This is a genomic window from Acinetobacter modestus (assembly GCF_014636095.1).
GTDB lineage: Bacteria > Pseudomonadota > Gammaproteobacteria > Pseudomonadales > Moraxellaceae > Acinetobacter > Acinetobacter modestus.
Window position 1 is genome coordinate 461,924 of sequence record NZ_BMDV01000001.1, and the last position, 19,632, is coordinate 481,555.

At 36.9% G+C, this 19,632-nt stretch carries 14 protein-coding genes, 1 tRNA gene and 4 pseudogenes; 9 read left to right on the top strand and 10 right to left on the bottom strand.

Annotation, left to right across the window (positions count from 1 at the left end; translation table 11 throughout):
• Positions 1–55: 55 nt before the first annotated feature.
• A complete protein-coding gene (locus tag IEV17_RS02150; protein ID WP_004662855.1) occupies positions 56–1,036 on the bottom strand; it encodes an NAD-dependent epimerase/dehydratase family protein in 981 nt (326 codons plus the stop codon).
• 19 nt (positions 1,037–1,055) lie between these two features.
• Positions 1,056–1,718 (bottom strand): TetR/AcrR family transcriptional regulator, encoded by a 663-nt coding sequence (locus IEV17_RS02155; protein ID WP_004662857.1) that lies wholly within the window; start codon positions 1,716–1,718, stop codon positions 1,056–1,058.
• Between the two features lie 97 nt (positions 1,719–1,815).
• Between IEV17_RS02155 and IEV17_RS02160 the strand changes: the two genes are divergently transcribed.
• The 7 genes from IEV17_RS02160 to IEV17_RS02190 all read left to right on the top strand — a co-directional run bounded on the left by IEV17_RS02160 (position 1,816) and on the right by IEV17_RS02190 (position 10,140).
• On the top strand, positions 1,816–2,880 hold the full coding sequence (locus tag IEV17_RS02160) for an MBL fold metallo-hydrolase (RefSeq protein WP_004662858.1): 1,065 nt from the start codon (positions 1,816–1,818) through the stop codon (positions 2,878–2,880).
• Positions 2,881–2,898: 18 nt separating this feature from the next.
• Positions 2,899–3,702: an SDR family NAD(P)-dependent oxidoreductase gene (locus IEV17_RS02165; RefSeq protein WP_004662861.1), complete on the top strand. Its 804-nt coding sequence runs from the start codon at positions 2,899–2,901 to the stop codon at positions 3,700–3,702.
• A gap of 387 nt (positions 3,703–4,089) precedes the next feature.
• Complete coding sequence (locus tag IEV17_RS02170; RefSeq protein WP_004662862.1) at positions 4,090–5,583, top strand: DUF4331 domain-containing protein; 1,494 nt, start codon at positions 4,090–4,092, stop codon at positions 5,581–5,583.
• Between the two features lie 15 nt (positions 5,584–5,598).
• Positions 5,599–5,838, top strand: coding sequence for a hypothetical protein (locus tag IEV17_RS02175; protein ID WP_004662864.1), 240 nt, complete (start codon positions 5,599–5,601; stop codon positions 5,836–5,838).
• Positions 5,839–5,888: 50 nt separating this feature from the next.
• Complete coding sequence (locus IEV17_RS02180; protein ID WP_004662866.1) at positions 5,889–7,010, top strand: tetratricopeptide repeat protein; 1,122 nt, start codon at positions 5,889–5,891, stop codon at positions 7,008–7,010.
• Positions 7,011–7,102: 92 nt separating this feature from the next.
• Positions 7,103–9,220: a TonB-dependent receptor gene (locus IEV17_RS02185; protein ID WP_004662868.1), complete on the top strand. Its 2,118-nt coding sequence runs from the start codon at positions 7,103–7,105 to the stop codon at positions 9,218–9,220.
• A 29-nt stretch (positions 9,221–9,249) separates the two neighbouring features.
• Positions 9,250–10,140 (top strand): hypothetical protein, encoded by an 891-nt coding sequence (locus IEV17_RS02190; protein WP_004662870.1) that lies wholly within the window; start codon positions 9,250–9,252, stop codon positions 10,138–10,140.
• A 37-nt stretch (positions 10,141–10,177) separates the two neighbouring features.
• Here IEV17_RS02190 and IEV17_RS02195 read toward each other — a convergent pair.
• The 6 genes and pseudogenes from IEV17_RS02195 to IEV17_RS02220 form a co-directional block, all read right to left on the bottom strand.
• Positions 10,178–10,400, bottom strand: a pseudogene (locus IEV17_RS02195) (helix-turn-helix transcriptional regulator).
• An 87-nt stretch (positions 10,401–10,487) separates the two neighbouring features.
• Positions 10,488–11,387: pseudogene (locus IEV17_RS02200) on the bottom strand (recombination directionality factor).
• 140 nt (positions 11,388–11,527) lie between these two features.
• Positions 11,528–11,857 (bottom strand): annotated as a pseudogene (locus IEV17_RS17290) (YqaJ viral recombinase family nuclease); the annotation flags it as partial.
• Positions 11,855–12,598 (bottom strand): annotated as a pseudogene (locus IEV17_RS02210) (tyrosine-type recombinase/integrase); the annotation flags it as partial. The pseudogenes IEV17_RS02210 and IEV17_RS17290, both read right to left, overlap by 3 nt.
• Before the next feature lie 168 nt (positions 12,599–12,766).
• A tRNA-Ser gene (locus tag IEV17_RS02215) sits at positions 12,767–12,856 on the bottom strand.
• 86 nt (positions 12,857–12,942) lie between these two features.
• A complete protein-coding gene (locus IEV17_RS02220) occupies positions 12,943–14,973 on the bottom strand; it encodes an NADPH-dependent 2,4-dienoyl-CoA reductase (RefSeq protein ID WP_004662878.1) in 2,031 nt (676 codons plus the stop codon).
• 277 nt (positions 14,974–15,250) lie between these two features.
• On the opposite strand from IEV17_RS02220, the gene argG reads away from it, so the two are divergent.
• Together argG and IEV17_RS02230 are read left to right on the top strand one after the other, a co-directional pair.
• Complete coding sequence (gene argG / locus IEV17_RS02225; protein ID WP_171062416.1) at positions 15,251–16,609, top strand: argininosuccinate synthase; 1,359 nt, start codon at positions 15,251–15,253, stop codon at positions 16,607–16,609.
• A gap of 196 nt (positions 16,610–16,805) precedes the next feature.
• Entirely contained in the window at positions 16,806–17,489 is a 684-nt protein-coding gene (locus IEV17_RS02230) for a pirin family protein (protein WP_004662881.1), read from the top strand.
• 49 nt (positions 17,490–17,538) lie between these two features.
• Here IEV17_RS02230 and IEV17_RS17100 read toward each other — a convergent pair whose 3' ends face one another.
• Together IEV17_RS17100 and IEV17_RS02235 are read right to left on the bottom strand one after the other, a co-directional pair.
• The gene (locus IEV17_RS17100; protein WP_004662883.1) at positions 17,539–17,766 is read right to left on the bottom strand and encodes a hypothetical protein; all 228 of its coding nucleotides are present in this window, start codon (positions 17,764–17,766) and stop codon (positions 17,539–17,541) included.
• Between the two features lie 581 nt (positions 17,767–18,347).
• The gene (locus tag IEV17_RS02235) at positions 18,348–19,538 is read right to left on the bottom strand and encodes a Fic family protein (RefSeq protein ID WP_004662885.1); all 1,191 of its coding nucleotides are present in this window, start codon (positions 19,536–19,538) and stop codon (positions 18,348–18,350) included.
• Between the last annotated feature and the right edge of the window lie 94 nt (positions 19,539–19,632).

The following is a 19,632-nucleotide window of genomic DNA, read 5'->3' on the forward strand; positions in this document are numbered from 1 at the left end:
ATTGAAACTATATTTAAAAACTCATATTAAATCATTATTATAAATAATAATTTATTTATAAAAATTTAGTATCTCGTAACCATTTTTCAGTTAAAAGCATTCCCTCAACAAGATTAATTTTGGGTTCATAACCCACCTGAGTTCGAATTTTATCAATTGAATAGCCGCTGTTTCTCGTTAACATTGCAAGAGAGCTGCTACTAATTTCTGTGTTTTGTTTCAGTATATTTGATAATAGCCATTCACTGCTTTTTGTTAATCTTTTAGCTAAACCCGTTTCCAATAAAATTGGCCTTCCTTTTTTCCCTGCCCATCGCCAATGATGACTAAAGAAATCCAAACAGCTCACATCTACCCCGTCAGTGATATTATAAATCTGTCCTGATGTTTGAGACTGTATCGCTACTCCTAAAATTCCATCCAATAAATTATCGATGTAAACAGGACTAAAAATTCCCTGACCTTTTGCAGGTAAAATAAATTGATTTTTTTTAATAAGTGAAAGCGGGATAGTGACCCAAGGTCTAGAACCTGGTCCGTATACATCTCCTGGACGAATAATACTACACCCTATTTCGCCGCTACTATGTGCAGCAAGTGCTGCATGTTCACTCGCAGCTTTGGCATCACAATATGAATGCCCTGTAAGTAAACAGATATCATCCGTTTCAGATCTTTGGCTATTAAAATCTAAGCCATAAGCTGCAATAGATGAAAGATGAATTAGGCGTGTACTATCTCCTAATACAGCGGCTTCAACAACTTTGCGCACACTTCCAACACTGACTTTGCGATATAACTCTGGGCTTGCTGTATTTGACACAACAGCTGCTGTATGAATCACTAACTCACAGCCTTTAGCAAGTTTTTGCCATTCACCTGAGTCAGCTACATTGCCAGAATGAATATTTAATTCAGGCTTACTATTTAAATCAACACCGATGACCTCACTCCCTAACTCACGGAATCTATTGGCAATAGAATGCCCAATAAATCCACCAGCACCAGTAATGAACACTTTTTTAGGTATATTCATAAAACTCCATTTTAATTATCTACAATGACATATCAGTTCCAATACCCTGAAAAAGCGTATTAAAAGCAAAAATCATTTCTTCCGTTAATTGCTCTAAACTTAAAGCTCTATTCACTAACCAATCTGCCATTAATTCATTAATACCACCGACAATAGCTATTGCTAACCAATGATAATTCCGTTTGGGCAACTGCTTTTGTATAACGAGTGCATCCATAAAGGTCTCTACATGAGAAGCAATTTTATAGATGACCTCTCGACGTCGTCTTTCAATTAGCTCGCTAGCACCAACAACTTCGATAACACCAATTTGTGCACGACGTGTATCTTTTAAATAGTGATGTACTAAAGCCTGAATTAACCCCTCCATTCGTTGATTCAAAGTCTGATATTCGGTCATCATCGCTGTTAGCAAACCCAACTCTAACTCTTCAATCATTTGATTGTATAAAGCCAGTAATAAAGCTTCTCGACCATCAAACAGTTGATAAAAGTGGCGCGTTGTTACTTTGGACTCTGCACATAATGCTTCGATTGTTGTATTGGCATAACCCTGCTTAGAAAACAGTTCTAAAGCAGCATCTAACAAACGTTCTCGTCTTTCTAAAACCCTTTCCTCGGCATTTTTTTTACCATAAACACGCTTAACCTTTGATTCAGATGATATTTTTAAATTTGACAAGAAATCTTTCCTAAATTATATTTCCATTAACAAACAAAGACAAGTTTTAAAACTGATCTTTGAACCGAATTACAAACGATCGAATAAGGATATTAGCATGAGCATTATTGCTCCATTTTCACATTTCAATGGTACTCGTGATGCGATACGCCCTTTAGAACGTATTGATAATATTCGTGAAGCGGCAAAAGACTTCAGAAAAACAATGCTATCTAATCCGAAGGTGTTATTTTATAAAACATTTGAACTAATTCGAGTTCCTTATCCTTCAAAGTATGCTTATTTGAACGCATTCAATTTACCTACTCCATTTGTACATCTGTGTAATAAACTTTTTGTCATTCAATTCTCAAGTGACGAAGGTATTAAAACGCTTTTAGTAAGCCCATCTGACTGGGAAAATCAACGCGACACTCCATTTTTTGCACAACTTGATCAAAGCGCTGGGCTTCTTTCAAAACCTATGGAGCGTGTGGTAATTAAAGAATCAAATACTGTTTTAGGTGTGTTGCAACAGATTGGATTAAAACCTGAAGATATTGATTATATTAGCTATGATCATTTACATACACAGAATGTCTCACGCTGGCTAGGCGGAAATGGTCATAAAGCATTATTTCCAAATGCTAAATTATTAGTGATGAGAGAAGAATGGGAAAGCACACTTGCGCTATTACCTTGGCAAAATCAATGGTACTGCCCTGAGAATATTCAAGGAATTTCCTTAGATAGAGTTTTACTTTTAGATGACAGTGTTTTTTTAGGGGATGGCTCTGTCGCAATTATGCGGACTAAAGGTCATACAGAAGGAAATCACTCAATCGTTGCACATACTGATCAAGGTTTATTAGTAACTTCTGAAAATGGTGTAAGTATGGATTCCTACTCTCCTCTTTACTCACGTATATCAGGTCTAGCAAATTTTGCAAAAACGACTGGAGCTGAAGTTATTATCAACGGTAATACTCTCGAATGTGGTAATGATCAATATCTATCAATGATTCAAGAAAAAGAGGTTGCAGGTCGTTGGCGTAAGGACGAACGTTTTTACAATATGGCACTCTCATCTGAGTCAGATGGTTTTTGGTTATTCCCTGGTACAACCCCAACTGTGCGCATGGGTGATTTAGAGTTTGGTCACTTAACTCTTCCGAAAAGATAATAAAAAAAGGATGATCAAATGAGTAAGGTATTTCTTATTACAGGTGCAGCTTCAGGGATTGGACTGGCTTTAAGCCATCGTCTTTTAGAAAATAGCCATCAAGTATGCGTCTGCGATATTAATTTTGAAAGCTTACACAATCTGTATAAAAGTTATAGTTCAAAGCAGATATTAATACAGAAGTTAGATGTGCGCGATTTTGATAATTGGCAAAAAACTATCAATCAAGTTCTAATGAAATGGAACAAACTTGATGTTTTATGCAATGTGGCAGGTGTCTTAAAAGAAAATTGGGTTATTGATAGCTCGCCACAAGAAGTCGATTTACACTTTGATATTAATCTTAAAGGTACAATATTGGGTACTCAATCTGTTCTACAAACGATGAAAGCCCAAGGTAGCGGACATATCATAAATATTGCATCTCTAGCAGCTTTATCGCCTGTGCCAGGATTATCTCTATATAGCGCAAGTAAATTTGCAGTGCGTAGTTACTCAATAGCAGCAGGAATGGAGTTAGCTGAATTAGGGATATCTGTCACTGCAATTTGTCCAGATGCAGTACAGACTCCAATGTTAGATCAGCAAAAAGATAAAGTACAAGCTGCCTTAACCTTTTCAGGTCCTCGTGCCTTAACCGTTGATGAAGTAGTAGATGCAATTGTAAATGTCGCTTTGGTCAAAAAACCGTTGGAAATTATACTTCCACAGATGCGTGGTATTTTGGCTAAACTTGCAAACTCATTTCCATCTGTTGCAGCTACACAAATGAACACTTGGCGTAGAAAAGGTATCAAACAACAGCTTCAAGAAAAAAAATAGCAATATTAATACAGTTGGAAGCTTATTGCCTTCAACTGTATTTAATTCAAAGAGTGCTCTTACTGCTGCAATGCTTTTTATATCCCCATAAGTTAAATAAAATCATGATTTTTGTTTTTTTCTAATTTAGATTTATCGTCGTTAAACTCTTCAACAATATCTCCACTTACTAAATTCGCACCTCAAAGCTAGCATTATCCAACGCCCTGCAATCTTAATTACTCTAAACAAAATTTTATAAATTAACTTGCTCACAGAAACTTCACTATCACATACGTATAAATATTAAGAGTCTTATACTGATCTAAATTCATATAAGAAAATTATAAGACGAATAAAAATTAATCAAAAATATACCCAAGATCAGCATGGTCAAGGAGATACAAAATGGACTCTCGCCTACTTTTAGCAATTATGCTAAGTAGTTTTAGTGTGACATCATTCGCTTCAAGCCACCGCGAAGCACCATCAATCAGTAAAACACCCAAGGTTGACGCTACAGATTTTTATATGTTTAAAAGTTATGAGCCGAGCCGAAGTAATTTCGTAACCATACTAGCAAACTATCAACCTTTACAAGATGCTTATGGGGGGCCTAATTATTTCGCTCTAGATCCTAAAGCCTTATATGAAATACACATTGACAACAATGGAGATGGGCAAGAAGACATTACTTTCCAATTTAAATTCAATCAAGAGTTAAAAGACTTACAAGTTCCTGTAGGTGGCAAGAACGTTTCTGTACCATTATCTAACATTGGTAAAATAACAAATGATAGTAGTTCAGCTCAAAATACAGCTGAAACATATACTGTTACCATGATTAAAGGTGACCGACGTAAAGGTGATCGAAGTACCTTAGGCTCTTTTAAAAAGCCATTCGATAATGTTGGCGCAAAATCAATTCCAAACTATCAAGCCTACGCAGATACATTTGTCCAAAACATTAACTTTGGAAATTGCGGTTCTGGTAAAGTTTTTGTAGGTCAACGTCAAGATCCTTTTGCTGTTAACTTAGGTGAAGTATTCGATTTAGTGAATATTAAGATTCCTGCTACTCAACTCGCACCTTCAGGCGTAAACGCTGAAGATCAAGGCTTGAATACTATTGCAAATAAAAACGTCACTACAATTGCTTTAGAAGTTCCACAGTCTTGTTTAGTTGCTTCAAATGATACAGTGATTGGAGGATGGACAACAGCAAGCTTACCTCAAGCCACCTTATTAAACCCTAATCCTGAAAGTAATCTTACCAGTGCAAGTAAAGTTGGTGGTGCTTGGACTCAAGTTTCACGTTTAGGTATGCCTTTAGTTAATGAAGTCGTCATTGGTCTTAAAGATAAAGATAAATTTAATGCAAGTAAGCCTGTGAATGATGGGCAATTTGCTGACTATGTGACTAACCCAACCCTACCTACATTAATAGAAGTTCTTTTTAAGGAGGCAACTGGTGGTGCCGTAGTTGCACCAACAAACTTTCCAAGAACTGACTTAGTTAATGCATTTCTTTTAGGTATCCCTGGCTTAAACCAACCCAAAAATGTAAAAGCATCTGAAATGTTGCGTCTAAATACTGCTATTACTCCAGCAGCAAAAGATAAACAAAATCGTCTTGGTGTAATCGGTGGAGATACTGCAGGATTCCCGAACGGTCGTAGACCTGGTGATGATGTCGTCGATATTGAGCTTAGAGTTGCTATGGGCTTACTCTGCACAATAGATGGTGTGAATACCGCTGTTGGTTGTAAAGCAAGCGATGCTAAAGCAGGAGGAATAGGCTTTACTGATGGAGCTCTACAATCACCACAACAATTTGGTACTGCTTTCCCATATTTAAATACTCCAGTAGCAGGCTCTCCATTTAATACAGCTAGTAAATAATTAGGAGTAGTCACCATGAGAAAACTCATTTTGCTGTTCATGGTTGGTATTGGATTAAGTGGCTGCGGTGGTAATGACAATAATTCAAAACCAAATAATAACAACCAATCCCCAAATGACCCCGTTCTTAAAGAAACGTTGTCATTAACCAATCAACCTCAAAGTAACTACGAACAGGCTGAACCTAAAAGTATTACTGAAATTTCAGAATCTACTATAGATAACAAATCAGAACCCGTTGCAGTGAAATTTTAAGATTAAGACTCTTAACAAACTTCTGTTAAGAGTCTTTATAGGAGTTTTAAATGTTAATTCGTCAGCTAACATTATCAATAATAGCTTCATTGTATTTAAGTACTGCTTTCGCTCATCCCAAACATCACCATGAAGAATCTTCATCGAGTTCAGAACATCCAGATTATTCAGTAATGTTAAAAAACAATCATAATGATGAACTTAGAAATCAAATCGTTAATGTCTTACTTGAAAAAGCTTATTCAAAAGGCGACGGTGAGTTTTTAGAACAAGCTGAAGACTTAATGAAATCAAGCCTCAATTCATCAGACACAGAAAATAAATTGTTAGAAACTCGACTCGCTCAAGCAAATCATAATTTCAGCAGAGCAGAAACAATACTTAATGACGTATTAAAAAAAGACCCTAAAAATTATGATGCAATTTTACAACTCGCAAATATATATAGATTACAAGGTCAATTTAATCAGTCACTTAAATTATGTGATCAATTAGATCAACAGAGTGTGAAACTTTATAAAGCTGGTTGTGTCCTGCAAGTGGATGCAATGACAAAAAATATTTCGGAAATAAAACCGAGAACAAATGAACTTCTTCAAATGGCCCCAAGGTTAAATAAAAACGATCAGCAATGGTTAGGTAATATTATGCTGGAAATAGCGACAAGATTTAATGATCCAACTCTTGCGAGCCAATCTATTCCATTACTCAATGTAGATAATTTACCCAATGCTCTTGCTAAATCCAATTGGTATATTTCTCAACAAGAATATTCAAACGCAATCAAAATTCTTACCCCATATCGTTATCATGATGGCGCGTTATATAGAATTATTTTAAGCAAACAGAAACTAAACGATCCCCTTGCAGAAAAAGACCTAAATGAACTAACCCAAAGAGTACAAAACTTACTCGACCATAAGGATCACATACATCTCAGAGAGCAAGCTCAATTCCTATGGGTTTCCAAAAAATATGATGAAGGTTTACGCATAGCTGCCAAAAACTGGAATATGCAAAGAGAAAATGACGATTTTGAGGTTTATGCCGCCCTTGCACTTGATAGTAAAAATCGTGAGAGCACAGAAAAATTATTAAATTGGAGTAATGAAACTGGCTATCAAAATCCGACCTACATTCAAAAATTAAAACAAATGTTAAAGCAATTATAAATCTAATTTTGATAAACAACTGAAAATATGAAATTAATAATGATTTCATGTTTATGAAAATCACGAAAATTTATAAAATTAATGGAATAAAAATGAAAAAAAGAATTTTGTATTGCTTGTTGATAGGAAGTAGTCATTTCTATTTAGGTCAGCTTACTCATGCTGGAGGTGAACTTACAACAACACTTCCTACAATTAAAATAACAGCATCATCAAATTTAGATAGCACTTTTGGGGTCGCATTTACTTCATCCCAAGGAACAATATCGAAAGAACAAATTGAAACTCGACCTTTATCACGTCCAGCAGAAGTTTTAGAAACGATCCCTGGTGTCATTGTGACTCAACACAGTGGTAGTGGTAAGGCAAATCAATACTTTCTGAGAGGTTTTAACTTAGATCATGGAACTGACTTTGCAACATCATTTGATGAACAACCCATTAACATGGTGAGTCATGCCCACGGTCAAGGTTACACAGACTTAAATTTTCTAATCCCCGAACTGATTGAATCAATTCAATATCACAAAGGAGCAGTATCGATTGATAATGGTGATTTTGCATCAGCAGGTACAGCAAAAATTTCGAGTATCCATTCTCTAGATAATCCTTACGCACAAATAACGTTAGGTAATCACAACTTACTTAGATTTTTAGCTGTTGGAAACTTAGTTCTTAGTGACGGGGAATTAATCGGTGCAGTTGAGAATATCAACAGTGACGGACCTTGGGTTAACCCTGAAAATCTTTCAAAACAAAATGTATTCTTAAAATATTTCACTGGTGACCATAATAAAAATCAATCCATCAGCTTTCAACATTATCAAGCACGATGGGATGCTACTGATCAAATTCCAGAGCGGCTGATTGAAAGCGGTGAACTTAATCGCTTCGATAGCTTAAACAAGAGTGATGGTGGTAAGTCTGCTCGGACTGCTATTTGGTATAATGCTAAAAATTATGAGAAAACGAAATACTCAACAATCTCCACTTATGCCGTATATAACAAACTGAATCTATTTTCTGACTTTAGTTATTTTTTAAATGATCCAGTCCATGGAGACCAGTTTGAGCAAGCTGAAGAACGAACGACACTTGGATTTAAATTTCAAAAAGGTTCATTAAGTGAATGGGCAAGCAAAGAGCTTTTAAACTCATTTGGATCATCTCTTAGGTATGATTATATTAACAACTTAGGCCTTTACCAGACACAAGATCGACAGCGTTTCAACACTATGAGAAATGATGATGTTAATCAATGGTCTATTGGAATATGGGGACAAAATCAAACCACGTGGCAACCTTGGTTAAAAACTATTTTAGGCGTTCGTGGTGATTTTTATTCTTTTGATGTAAATTCTGATAAAGAAGAAAATAGTGGTCATAAAACTGATCATATTTTCAGCCCTAAAATGAGCATAATTTTAGGTCCGTGGGAAAATACTGAATATTACATTAATTATGCATATGGCTTTCATAGCAATGATGCTAGAGGAACTACAACGCACCTAAACATTGATTCTCGTGATATTAACTATTTAAAACCAACTCTCCCCGTTTCTCCATTGGTAAGAACAATAAATTCAGAACTGGGATTAAGAGCAAAACTTATACCTGAGCTCACTTCAACAATAGCACTATGGCAACTTGATTCAGATTCAGAACTGGTATTCATCGGCGATGCTGGTACGACAGAAGCAAGTAGACCAAGTAAAAGACAAGGTATTGAAATTTCACAATTCTATCAACCAACAGATGCTTGGATTATCGATGTAGATCTGGCTTGGTCAAAAGCAAGATTTAAAAATGAAAATTCGGAAGGAAATCATATTCCTGGGGCAATAGAAAAGACCTTAGCTGCTGGATTTACTTATAAACTGAATGACCAAATTAATTTTGGAGGACGTTTACGTTACTTTGGTTCTCGTCCTTTGATTGAGGATAACTCAGTTCGTTCCGATTCATCAACTTTAGTTAACTTACAAGGCAGCTATCAATTTAATAAAAACTTTCTAGCACAAGTTGAACTCTTTAATGTATTCAATCAAAAAACAAATGATATCGAATACTACTATGCTTCATGCACTCGTCAAGATCTCAGTGAGCCTACATGCTCACCTAACTCTTCAGAACGTGAAGGAATTTATGATAGGCACATCCATCCTACTGAGGGAAGAAACCTCAGAATGACCTTCCGCTATTTATTCTGACCTGAGCGATAAATGCTGAGGAGAAAAATATGTTGTCTCAAAATAAACTCAATGTTTCACAGAGTGCATTTCTCTTTAGCATTATCATGCATGTTTTTATTGTAATCGTGCTTTTAAATTTTGCAGTTGAAAAAAACGATCATATAACTTCAAATATAAAGATTACGTTAATTTCGGCATCAAATGTAAATCATAAGGATGCAATGTTTTTGTCTTCAAAAGATTCCCAAACAACAGCAACAATCGATCAACCTCAACCTCAACCTCAACCTCAACCTCAACCTCAACCTCAACCAATCAGTGAAACAATATTTGATAGTACAGCGCCAGCAAATACATCAACAGAAAATCAAGTACCAGAGTTCTTTAGTATCGGTGAGCATGTAAATTCATCAAAAATTGAGCATATTTATGACCCGCTCTTGGATGCACAAAATAGAGCAAAAAAAGCTATAAAAGAAGCAAAAGACGTATCCAATCTTTATCAGTCAAATATCAAACCGATAGAAACTGACTTCTTAGAAAAGAACCAATTATCTTCTTTAAAATTAGAAACTGACCCATTCAGTTTTTACAAAGTTGAAATTATGGACACACCAAAGGATTTTGAACCTTATTCTTCTTTAATTCATGTCTCTAAAGCCGCCTCATCAAGTGAAGAAGAAATTAAAATTAATCAACTTAGTGAACAAATTACAGAACTACTTCATGAAAATCGCTTAGCTTTGACCAACAAAAAATCTGAAAATATTGAATTTATAATAGATCCAGTTAATCGAATTATTCTTATTAATCTTTCTTCAGAGTCATTGAAAATGGATCATAATCTCAAATCATTATTAGAAAACATGTCGTTTGATGCAATTCTAATGGATAGTAATCTAAATGAAAAAGCTTATTCTTTTGTTGTTAATATTTAATTTTCAACATAAAAAAGAGAGTTAAAAAACTCTCTTTTTATCTTTGGGCTATTTTAGATTCAATCCATATATTGATCTCTACAGCCAACGCACTCGATTTGAATACAGCTTAATTTGTTTAGGAAACGTAGAATCATAACTAACTTTTTTGGATCTCGCATATTGTAAATTGTTGAACGACCTAATCTTGTGATTTGCATAACATCTTTTAGATTCAATATTTGATTCATCTGAAAAGTTTGGCCTATGAACACATTCATGATATTTTCTCACAATCAATAATGCGAGCGCGAATTCGCTCAGATGATAGAGCTCTCTGTAAGAAAAAGCTTCTCGCTTTCATGCGGTCAATTCAAAGCTTGAACTGACTGCTGCAACCCTTTCTGAATATCCTGAACATGGCTTAGTTCATGTGTTTGTTGATATTGCTCTGTTTTAGACTCATCGTTGTAAAATTCCTCAACAATATCCAAACCTTCGTCCCCTCCTACCTCAAAACTGGCATTGCCGTAACCCTGCCGTGCCACATGATCTAAAGCCTCCTGATAAAACCCTGCTGCCTTGCTTTGTTCATCCATCTGTTTAGCTGAAGTAATAGCTTCACTTAAGTTCACTCCATCACGTAAGGTCAAGTCCACGTAATAAATCGGAGTACGATAACTTTGAGTTGTGCTTTTGCCTCTCAGAGTGAGTTGTAATGGCAGGCATGAAAGCAGGTCACCCGAAGCTGCATGGTAGTAACTTAATCGTGCTGCCAAGGTACGGATGCTATTAAAGCCCGTGGTTCTAAAGATGAATGTACCAAACTCATCAGATTCATCTAAGTTGACGTAAAGCCGCCGTCCATAGGGTTTTCATAACCCACCTTGAGCTAATGGACACAGGTCAGGTGATGGACATGGGTGTTGTTCAACGCCGTTTTGTCCGAGTCGCTGACAGGTTTCGCCATTGCCTGAGCAAATTAATCGTCCAGTCTGGCGGTCAAATAGACTGTACTCAGCCCGTAGATTCAGTTCAGGATTATTGAAGATCATTCGTACAGGTATAGTTCTGAGTTTCTGATTTTGTGCCTTGGCACGTAACTGCTCATCCAGTGGGTGTTTCACCCAACCATCCTTGTTTTGGATTTGGCTGGTAATGGTAAATTGATCATCCTTTTCAGGCAGTCGTTTTCCGTTCTTTTCTACTATTTTGCCAATACTGATACGACCGAGTACAGGTGGTGTAATTGCTAAACCTTTAATCATGGTGATTTCCTTTATGATGTTTAAATTTGGATAAATAAATTTTTGGCATAAAAATCCCACACCTGTTGGGGTATGGGATCACGGATTTCCGTGTTGGTTAATACGTTTATTGGGGAAATGAATGCTGGATCGTATCTGATCTATCCACCATTCGGGTAAATCTGAAAGCGCCGTGTTCCTGCTTTGATTTGTGGAAATTGCTGTAGATATTCAGGGTATTGTTTCAGTAAAGATTTACGGTCTAAACTGATAGAGTCCTGTGATTTCTTCCATGTGACTGAGCCACCTGTAAATACTGCTCGCTCGGCCTCTTTCATCATCATTTGAAGTTGATGTTTGAGTTCATCAAAATACTGTTGGCGTTGCTCAACCTTATCTCTCGCCTCAAGCAACTGGTTAAATAGGTAGTTGGCTTGTTCATTTTAGCTGAGATCTTCTACCTGTAATGGAATCTGTGCTAGATAAAGCTGAAATGTCAGCACCGAGATTTTTAATGCTACCTGTGTGGTCAGCAAACAACGTGTATAAAGCTTAGAGTAATTCCAAATTTTATTCAGCATTGGGGCTAGGTCTTGCTCCTCTGTCACAGCTGCAAAATTTCCACCCTGTGGTTTTGGTAATTCAATATCTTCAATCGGATTATATTGGATGAGCTTTTTTTACGCGCTGATTTAAAGATTTGGTTGAGGTCTGATTTAAGGCGCTTGGCAACAGACAAAGCTCCACGCTCGATAATGCGTTTAAAGACCTTAATCTCAAGGATTCTGTGGAAAGGTTAAATCACCAATGTAAGAATAGACATCGTGCTTTAAACGAAGGATCGTCTCTTCATCTTGTTTTTGCTCTAACTCACGTTTATATAACCATAATTCTGCGACAACACGAAAGGTATTTTCAGCCTCTTTCTGTTTCTGAGACTTGCTTTCAATCCGCTCCATTGCTGGATCAATACCCTGCTTGATGAGTTTCTTATATTCATCACGAATGGTACGAGCACCATCCAAAGAAACTTCAGGATAAGTCCCTAAAGATAAATCGTTACGCTTCCCTAAGAATGGACGTGTGTAATTGAATATCCAGTACTTGCTACCATTCTGGTCTATACGCAGATACAGATTTCCACCATCTGATAGCTTAAACATCTTGTCAGGATCAGGTTTCGCTTTTTTAACTTGTAAAGCACTGAGCTTATTGATTCCACGAGTTGCCATAGTTCAGACATAAAAAAATGCAGTAAGAAATAATCTTACTGCATTTTTTACTACTTTATAACATCCGATTGGTATAGTGCGTCACGGCTTGTCATATTCCATATTTCCAACTTTAACATTATAAATCATAAACTTATATAGTGTTAAACAGTGTCAGAAACTTGAATTTGGCGGAAGCGGTGAGATTCGAACTCACGGAGGACTCACACCCTCGTCGGTTTTCAAGACCGGTGCATTAAACCGCTCTGCCACGCTTCCATGTGCGTAAGAATACAAAGCTTCCCCTTTTTATTCAAGAGAAATTTAACTGCAATGTATTCAAATGCATAATGTTTCGTCAATTATCAGAGTTTAGCGGCCAATTCAGCCCCTTCACGGATTGCACGCTTCGCATCTAACTCAGCAGCGAGTTTCGCACCACCAATAATATGATAGTTCGCTAAAGTATTTTCACCATCTTTAGGCATTAAATCTTTTACAGATTCTTGCCCAGCGCACACAACAATTGTGTCTACACGCAATAATTGATCGTGACCATTATGTTCAACCCATAATCCCTCATCAGTCACCGCTTTATACTGCACACCACGAAGCATACGAACCGCATGTTTTTTCAATTGTGCGCGGTGAACCCAACCTGAAGTCTTACCTAAGCCAACACCTAAAGGTGTAGTTTTGCGTTGTAATAAATAGATCTGGCGAATTGGCATTTCTACTTCTGGACGTTGCATTCCACCTTCAGAAATATAATTAGGGTTTGGATCGACACCCCATTCACGTTGCCATTCTGCTAAAGGTTGAGGCTGTGGTTGATGCGGTGGCTTTAATAAAAACTCTGATACATCAAAACCAATTCCCCCTGCTCCAATTACAGCAACTTTTTGTCCAACTTCTGCACCTTTAAGTACTTCAGCATATGACAATACTTGTGGTGCAGTACTACCCTGAATTTTCAATGCGCGAGGAATTACGCCTGTAGCCACAATAACCTCATCAAAACCTTCTCGTTCAAGCTGTTCACGGCTTACGCGCGTATTTAAACGCAAATCGACACCTGTTTGCTTGATTTGCACCTTAAAGTAACGAATGGTTTCGTGGAATTCTTCTTTTCCAGGAACAACTTTCGCTAAATTAAACTGACCACCAACATCATTACTTGCTTCAAATAAAGTGACGGCGTGACCGCGACTTGCGGCAACTGTTGCAGCTGACATTCCAGCAACACCACCACCAACAACCGCAATACGTTTAGGTTTTTTAGTTTTGATATAAACTAATTCTGTTTCAAATGCTGCACGTGGGTTTACAAGACAGGTTGCACGTTGATTCTTAAAGCTGTGATCCAGGCAAGCCTGGTTACATGCGATACACGTATTAATTTCATCTACACGATTGGTTGCAGTTTTATTTACCCAATATGGATCTGCCAATAATGGACGCGCCATTTGGACCATATCGGCTTTACCAGAAGCAATAATATCTTCAGCAGTATCAGGCATATTGATACGATTTGATGCAATTACAGGAATAGAAACATGCTGTTTTACAAAAGCGGTGTAATCTGCAAATGCTGCACGAGGTACTGAAGTCACAATTGTTGGTACACGTGCTTCATGCCAACCAATCCCAGTGTTTAATAAAGTAACACCTGCTTTTTCTAATGCTTTAGCAACAACCGTTACTTCTTGCATCGTATTACCGTCATGCACTAGATCAAGCATTGATAAACGGAAACAAATAATAAATTTCTCGCCCACTTTCGCACGAATTGCTTTTACAATTTCAACTGCAAAGCGCATACGATTTTCGATATCACCACCCCAACGATCAGTACGTTGGTTCACATGTCGGCTTAAAAACTGATTCAGCAAATAACCTTCTGAACCCATGATTTCAACGCCATCATAGCCCGCTTTCTTCGCAATACTCGCACAACGTGCGTAATCTTGAATCGTATCCAAAATATTTTGATTGCTCATTTCACGCGGTTTAAATGGTGAAATTGGCGATTTAACAGCACTCGAAGAAACGACAAAAGGTTGATAGCCATAACGCCCAGAATGCAGAATTTGCATTAAAATTTTTGCACCATGCTTATGAACTGAATGCGTCACTAAACGATGCTGTGGAATATCCATTAAACTATTCATTGTACCGCCAGCTGGTAATAACCAACCTTGGCGATTTGGAGAAATACCACCTGTGATGATTAGGCCAACACCACCTTTTGCTCTTTCTTCAAAATAAGCTGCAAGTTTAGGGTAATTAAAGAAACGATCTTCTAAACCTGTGTGCATAGAGCCCATTACTACACGGTTTTTAATTGTCGTAAACCCTAAATGTAATGGTTTTAAGATATTTGCATAGCTAGTCATGGTATTCCTTCTGTATTTATTGGCTTTGCAACTTGTTGCATAGTACTTTAACTGAATTTTTATATGTGTTTATGACTCTTTTCAAGAAAATGCTGACACTAAAGTCAAAAGTAATGTAACTATTTTGATTTCCAATCTAAAAAAACCAAAATCAAATGTATTAGAACATAATTTTTCTGCTTAGTTTTTCTTTCAGGAAAACAAGCTCCATGAAAAGTGTTACAATAGTTCCGATTTTTTATTCTCAAGACTACCTATTCGGAGTCTTTACTAATAAATGTTAGGACAAGCAATGACTGATAATGCAACTATCTTGCAGCACGTACCTGTAGGCAAAAAAGTTGGGATTGCCTTTTCTGGTGGTCTCGATACTTCAGCAGCTTTATTGTGGATGAAGCAAAAAGGCGCAGAGCCTTATGCTTATACTGCAAACTTGGGTCAACCTGATGAAGATGACTATGATGCAATTCCAAAGAAAGCTGAACAATACGGCGCAGTCAAAGCTCGATTAATCGATTGTCGTTTACAACTTGCGCTTGAAGGTATTGCAGCAATTCAATGTGGCGCATTCCACATTAGTACTGGTGGCGTTCCTTATTTCAATACCACACCTTTGGGTCGTGCAGTTACAGGTACGATGCTTGTAACGGCGATGAAAGAAGACGACGTCAACATCTGGGGTGATGGTTCTACTTATAAAGGTAACGATATTGAACGTTTCTATCGTTATGGTTTATTGACCAACCCTGCCCTCAAAATCTATAAGCCTTGGTTAGACCAAACCTTTATTGATGAGTTAGGCGGTCGTGCCGAAATGTCGCAATTCTTAATCGACAACGGCTTTGACTATAAAATGTCAAAAGAAAAAGCGTACTCAACTGACTCAAATATGTTAGGCGCAACGCATGAAGCAAAAGATTTAGAATACCTCAATGCGGGTATTAAAATCGTAGACCCAATTATGGGTGTTGCGTTCTGGAAAGATGATGTTGAAATCCAACCAGAAGAAGTGAGCATTACTTTTGAACAAGGTATGCCAGTTGCGTTAAATGGTCAACGTATCGAAGATCCAGTTGAATTCATTCTAGAAGCGAACCGTATCGGTGGTCGTCATGGTCTAGGTATGTCTGACCAAATCGAAAACCGTATCATCGAAGCGAAATCTCGTGGTATCTATGAAGCACCAGGTATGGCGTTGTTACACATTGCTTATGAGCGCTTGGTAACAGGTATCCATAACGAAGATACAATCGAACAATACCGCATTAACGGTTTACGTTTAGGTCGTTTACTTTACCAAGGCCGTTGGTTCGATTCACAAGCATTAATGCTACGTGAAACTGCACAGCGTTGGGTTGCTAAAGCCATTACTGGTACAGTGACTTTGGAATTGCGTCGTGGTAATGACTATACCATCATGAACACTGAATCTCCGAACCTCACCTATGAAGCTGAGCGTTTGACCATGGAGAAAGGCGATTCGATGTTTACCCCAATGGATCGTATCGGTCAGTTAACCATGCGTAACCTCGACATTACTGATACCCGTGCAAAACTCGGTATCTATACTGAAACAGGTTTACTTGCTGTTGGCCAAGGCTCTGCAATTCCTCAATTGGAAAACAAATCTAAATAAAAAGATGGGTAAATTAATTTGCTCATTTGAAAAGGCTGAATATTTTTATTCAGCCTTTTTTATTTTATCCAAGAAAATACCCATTACTGAATCATTGCATTTATAGAACAATATGTCGCAATTAAAGACTATTTATCCTCATTATGAATCGATAATATAAGCATTAAGCAAAACACAATAATTTGGGAGATGAAAGATGAATGCTTATCTACATCGTAGTGAAAATCGTGGTCATGTCAAAGCAGGTTGGTTAGACACCTATCATAGCTTTTCATTTGGTAGCTGGTATAACCCGAAATATATGGGTGTCAGTGCGCTTCGCGTGATTAATGATGATACGGTTGCTGCACATAATGGCTTCGGTACTCATCCCCATGACAACATGGAAATCTTGACCTGTGTACTTGATGGCAGCATTTCCCATAAAGACAGCATGGGCAATGAAGGTCAAATCAATGCAGGTGAATGGCAGTTGATGAGTGCTGGAACAGGGGTCACCCACAGTGAAATGAACAAGCATGATAAAGCGGTGCATCTATTACAGATTTGGATTCAACCTAATGTACAAGATGCTGAGCCAACCTATCAGCAAATTCAGCTGAATCCAAAAGACCATCCAAACCAATGGCACTTGATTGCTGGTGATGCATCTGCGCCAATGTCGATTCGTCAAAATGTGGAAGTGAAAACTGCTGTCATTGAGAAAGATCAACATTTAGAAATTAAAGCACGAAAAAAAGTGAACTACGTGCATGTGATTTCAGGTGAAGTGATGATCGCCGATCATTTGGTTAAAGCAGGTGATGCTTTAGTATTCGATGAAACTGCAACCATTACTGCATTTCAAGAAAGCCAAATGATTTGGTTTGATCTACCTTAAACTCGGTTTATCTTGTACCCCTTGCCCCTCAAGGGGTACAAGCTTTTTTTCAATCATTACTACTACTGTCACAACTGCTTGAGTCTGAGCTCGAATCATCATTAAAACTACATTCATCAGAACGTCTGAAATCATTATTCTGAGATGAGTCACAAGAAGTTGTTGTTGAATATGGCTGGCTATAATCAAAATTATCTTGTGTAGGATCAGTTTTCTTGGCGAAAAAAAATAATAAAATCAAACCAATAATAATCACTATAATAATAAATATCAGCATCACAATTCGCTATCCTAATCCTTATTACAAACTATAGCGTAAATTTGCTTTAAAAATGATTGGCATTAAAAAAGCCCAGTTAATGGGCTTTTCTACAACCTTGAACATTTTTAAAAACAATCTGAATCGTCTCGTTCGTTGTTAGCTATTTATTCAGGTGTTGTCATATCTTTAAGCATTTAGGTAAGATTTTTCTTAAACCCTAAATAGTATATGACTCCCTTATTGACTAAATTATCACCAATATTAAGTTTAGTCAAGATTCTAATATCTGATAAAAAGTGTTCAAGCATAATTAGTATAAGAAACTCATTCTAAATTGCAATTCAACCCAGTTATTCTTTTAAGCGAGTATTTAAAAATACAAATGTGATATCAATAAAAAAGCCCTAAGTTATAGAAATTTAGAGCTTTTTTATTGATATTTTGGTAGGTATATCCAATACCAAACAAAACTGCAACATATTGATTAAAAATGAATTTAATAAAATATAATTTTATATGATACACACTATGATACAAAATAAAAGATATTAAACGATTTATTTGCTCAAATTTTGATGATACACAGCACTAAAAATCTAGTCGCCTACAACAATCAAACCATCTTGATCATCTAAAAAGTTAAGCTCAACCAATCTAGCAATATCACGATAAAAAGTACGTTCCGTTTTACCCGTATACAAAACTTGGATTTGTGGTATCCGATACAGTTCAGCTTGGGTTAAAAACTTCTTCGTTTGCCCTGCCACAAGCATAATCGTTTGGATCAAATTAAACTGTCTATCCGATATACGCTTACTAAATTTAGCATCATTCAAAGCGGTTTGATACAGCAAAAAGCTGATCAAACTATTACTTTGATCATGCAAGTTATTGATGGTCTCAAACATCCCTTTCAATACAAACTCAATAAAAGCTTGGTTTGGTAAAGGTTCTTTTTTATCAGCAACCTTACGACAAGCATTAAACAATGTAAAATACTCATAGATGTTGATTTGGTAGTATGCCCATATTGCTGACGATGTAAATCTATAACCCGACTGTTCAAGCAATAGCATCTCAATCAAACGCCCTGTCCGTCCATTACCATCCCAAAATGGATGGATCAACTCAAAGTAATAATGTGCTAAACATGCACGGACAATAGCGGGTTGATTGATCACATGTGGACTATTTAACCATTCCGCCCACGCTTGTATAAGATACTCAATGTCCTCAATACATTTGGGTGGACGATATGTCCCACCATGTGCGCTATTACCCACCACTGTTTTTTGACTAGGTTGATTGTTCCTAAACTGCCCTGCGGGATTATGTTGCTCTTCTAGGTTTTGTGATACCAGGCTATGCAACTTAATGACGGATGCTAAAGATATGCTTTGCCCATCTACAGGTTGTAATCTTTTTTGACTAAACTGCTTAATCCAATCAATTGCCTCTTTAAGATTGGTTAAACGGCGTTCCTCGGTCTTTTGTATGGTCTTAGGGTCTAGCCTTAAAATTTCCTCAGTCTCTTGCTCAGTAAATTGACCGCCCTCAATGGTATTTGTACTATAAATACTACTTGCCAATACTTTTTTTTGTACTTGGTCTATGATTTGGGGCAAGCTTGGCATCTTATTAAATCTATTTTGCGCATCGTTTACACGGTCAAGCATAGGTTTAACCTGTTGTAGGTCAAACCCAAGTTGAAAGATAAAAGAGCCTGACTTATAGGTCATTACCCTTAAAGTGGTGTCATCTAGCCAAGCTTTACTTTGATCAGGCATTTTGTCAAAATTTTTGTCAAATAAAATGTCAAAACATTATTATTGTAAATCATTAGTTTAGTCAATTTTTAATTGTAATTATGTCAAAAGATAT

Excerpts from the sequence above, each read along its gene's own strand:
- argG (WP_171062416.1), top strand. The coding sequence starts at position 15,251 with ATGTTAGGACAAGCAATGACTGATAATGCAACTATCTTGCAGCACGTA.
- IEV17_RS02190 (WP_004662870.1), top strand. The coding sequence starts at position 9,250 with ATGTTGTCTCAAAATAAACTCAATGTTTCACAGAGTGCATTTCTCTTT.
- IEV17_RS02230 (WP_004662881.1), top strand. The coding sequence starts at position 16,806 with ATGAATGCTTATCTACATCGTAGTGAAAATCGTGGTCATGTCAAAGCA.
- IEV17_RS02170 (WP_004662862.1), top strand. The coding sequence starts at position 4,090 with ATGGACTCTCGCCTACTTTTAGCAATTATGCTAAGTAGTTTTAGTGTG.
- IEV17_RS02185 (WP_004662868.1), top strand. The coding sequence starts at position 7,103 with ATGAAAAAAAGAATTTTGTATTGCTTGTTGATAGGAAGTAGTCATTTC.
- IEV17_RS02180 (WP_004662866.1), top strand. The coding sequence starts at position 5,889 with ATGTTAATTCGTCAGCTAACATTATCAATAATAGCTTCATTGTATTTA.
- IEV17_RS02165 (WP_004662861.1), top strand. The coding sequence starts at position 2,899 with ATGAGTAAGGTATTTCTTATTACAGGTGCAGCTTCAGGGATTGGACTG.
- IEV17_RS02175 (WP_004662864.1), top strand. The coding sequence starts at position 5,599 with ATGAGAAAACTCATTTTGCTGTTCATGGTTGGTATTGGATTAAGTGGC.
- IEV17_RS02235 (WP_004662885.1), bottom strand. The coding sequence starts at position 19,538 with ATGCCTGATCAAAGTAAAGCTTGGCTAGATGACACCACTTTAAGGGTA.
- IEV17_RS02220 (WP_004662878.1), bottom strand. The coding sequence starts at position 14,973 with ATGACTAGCTATGCAAATATCTTAAAACCATTACATTTAGGGTTTACG.
- IEV17_RS02160 (WP_004662858.1), top strand. The coding sequence starts at position 1,816 with ATGAGCATTATTGCTCCATTTTCACATTTCAATGGTACTCGTGATGCG.
- IEV17_RS17100 (WP_004662883.1), bottom strand. The coding sequence starts at position 17,766 with ATGCTGATATTTATTATTATAGTGATTATTATTGGTTTGATTTTATTA.
- IEV17_RS02150 (WP_004662855.1), bottom strand. The coding sequence starts at position 1,036 with ATGAATATACCTAAAAAAGTGTTCATTACTGGTGCTGGTGGATTTATT.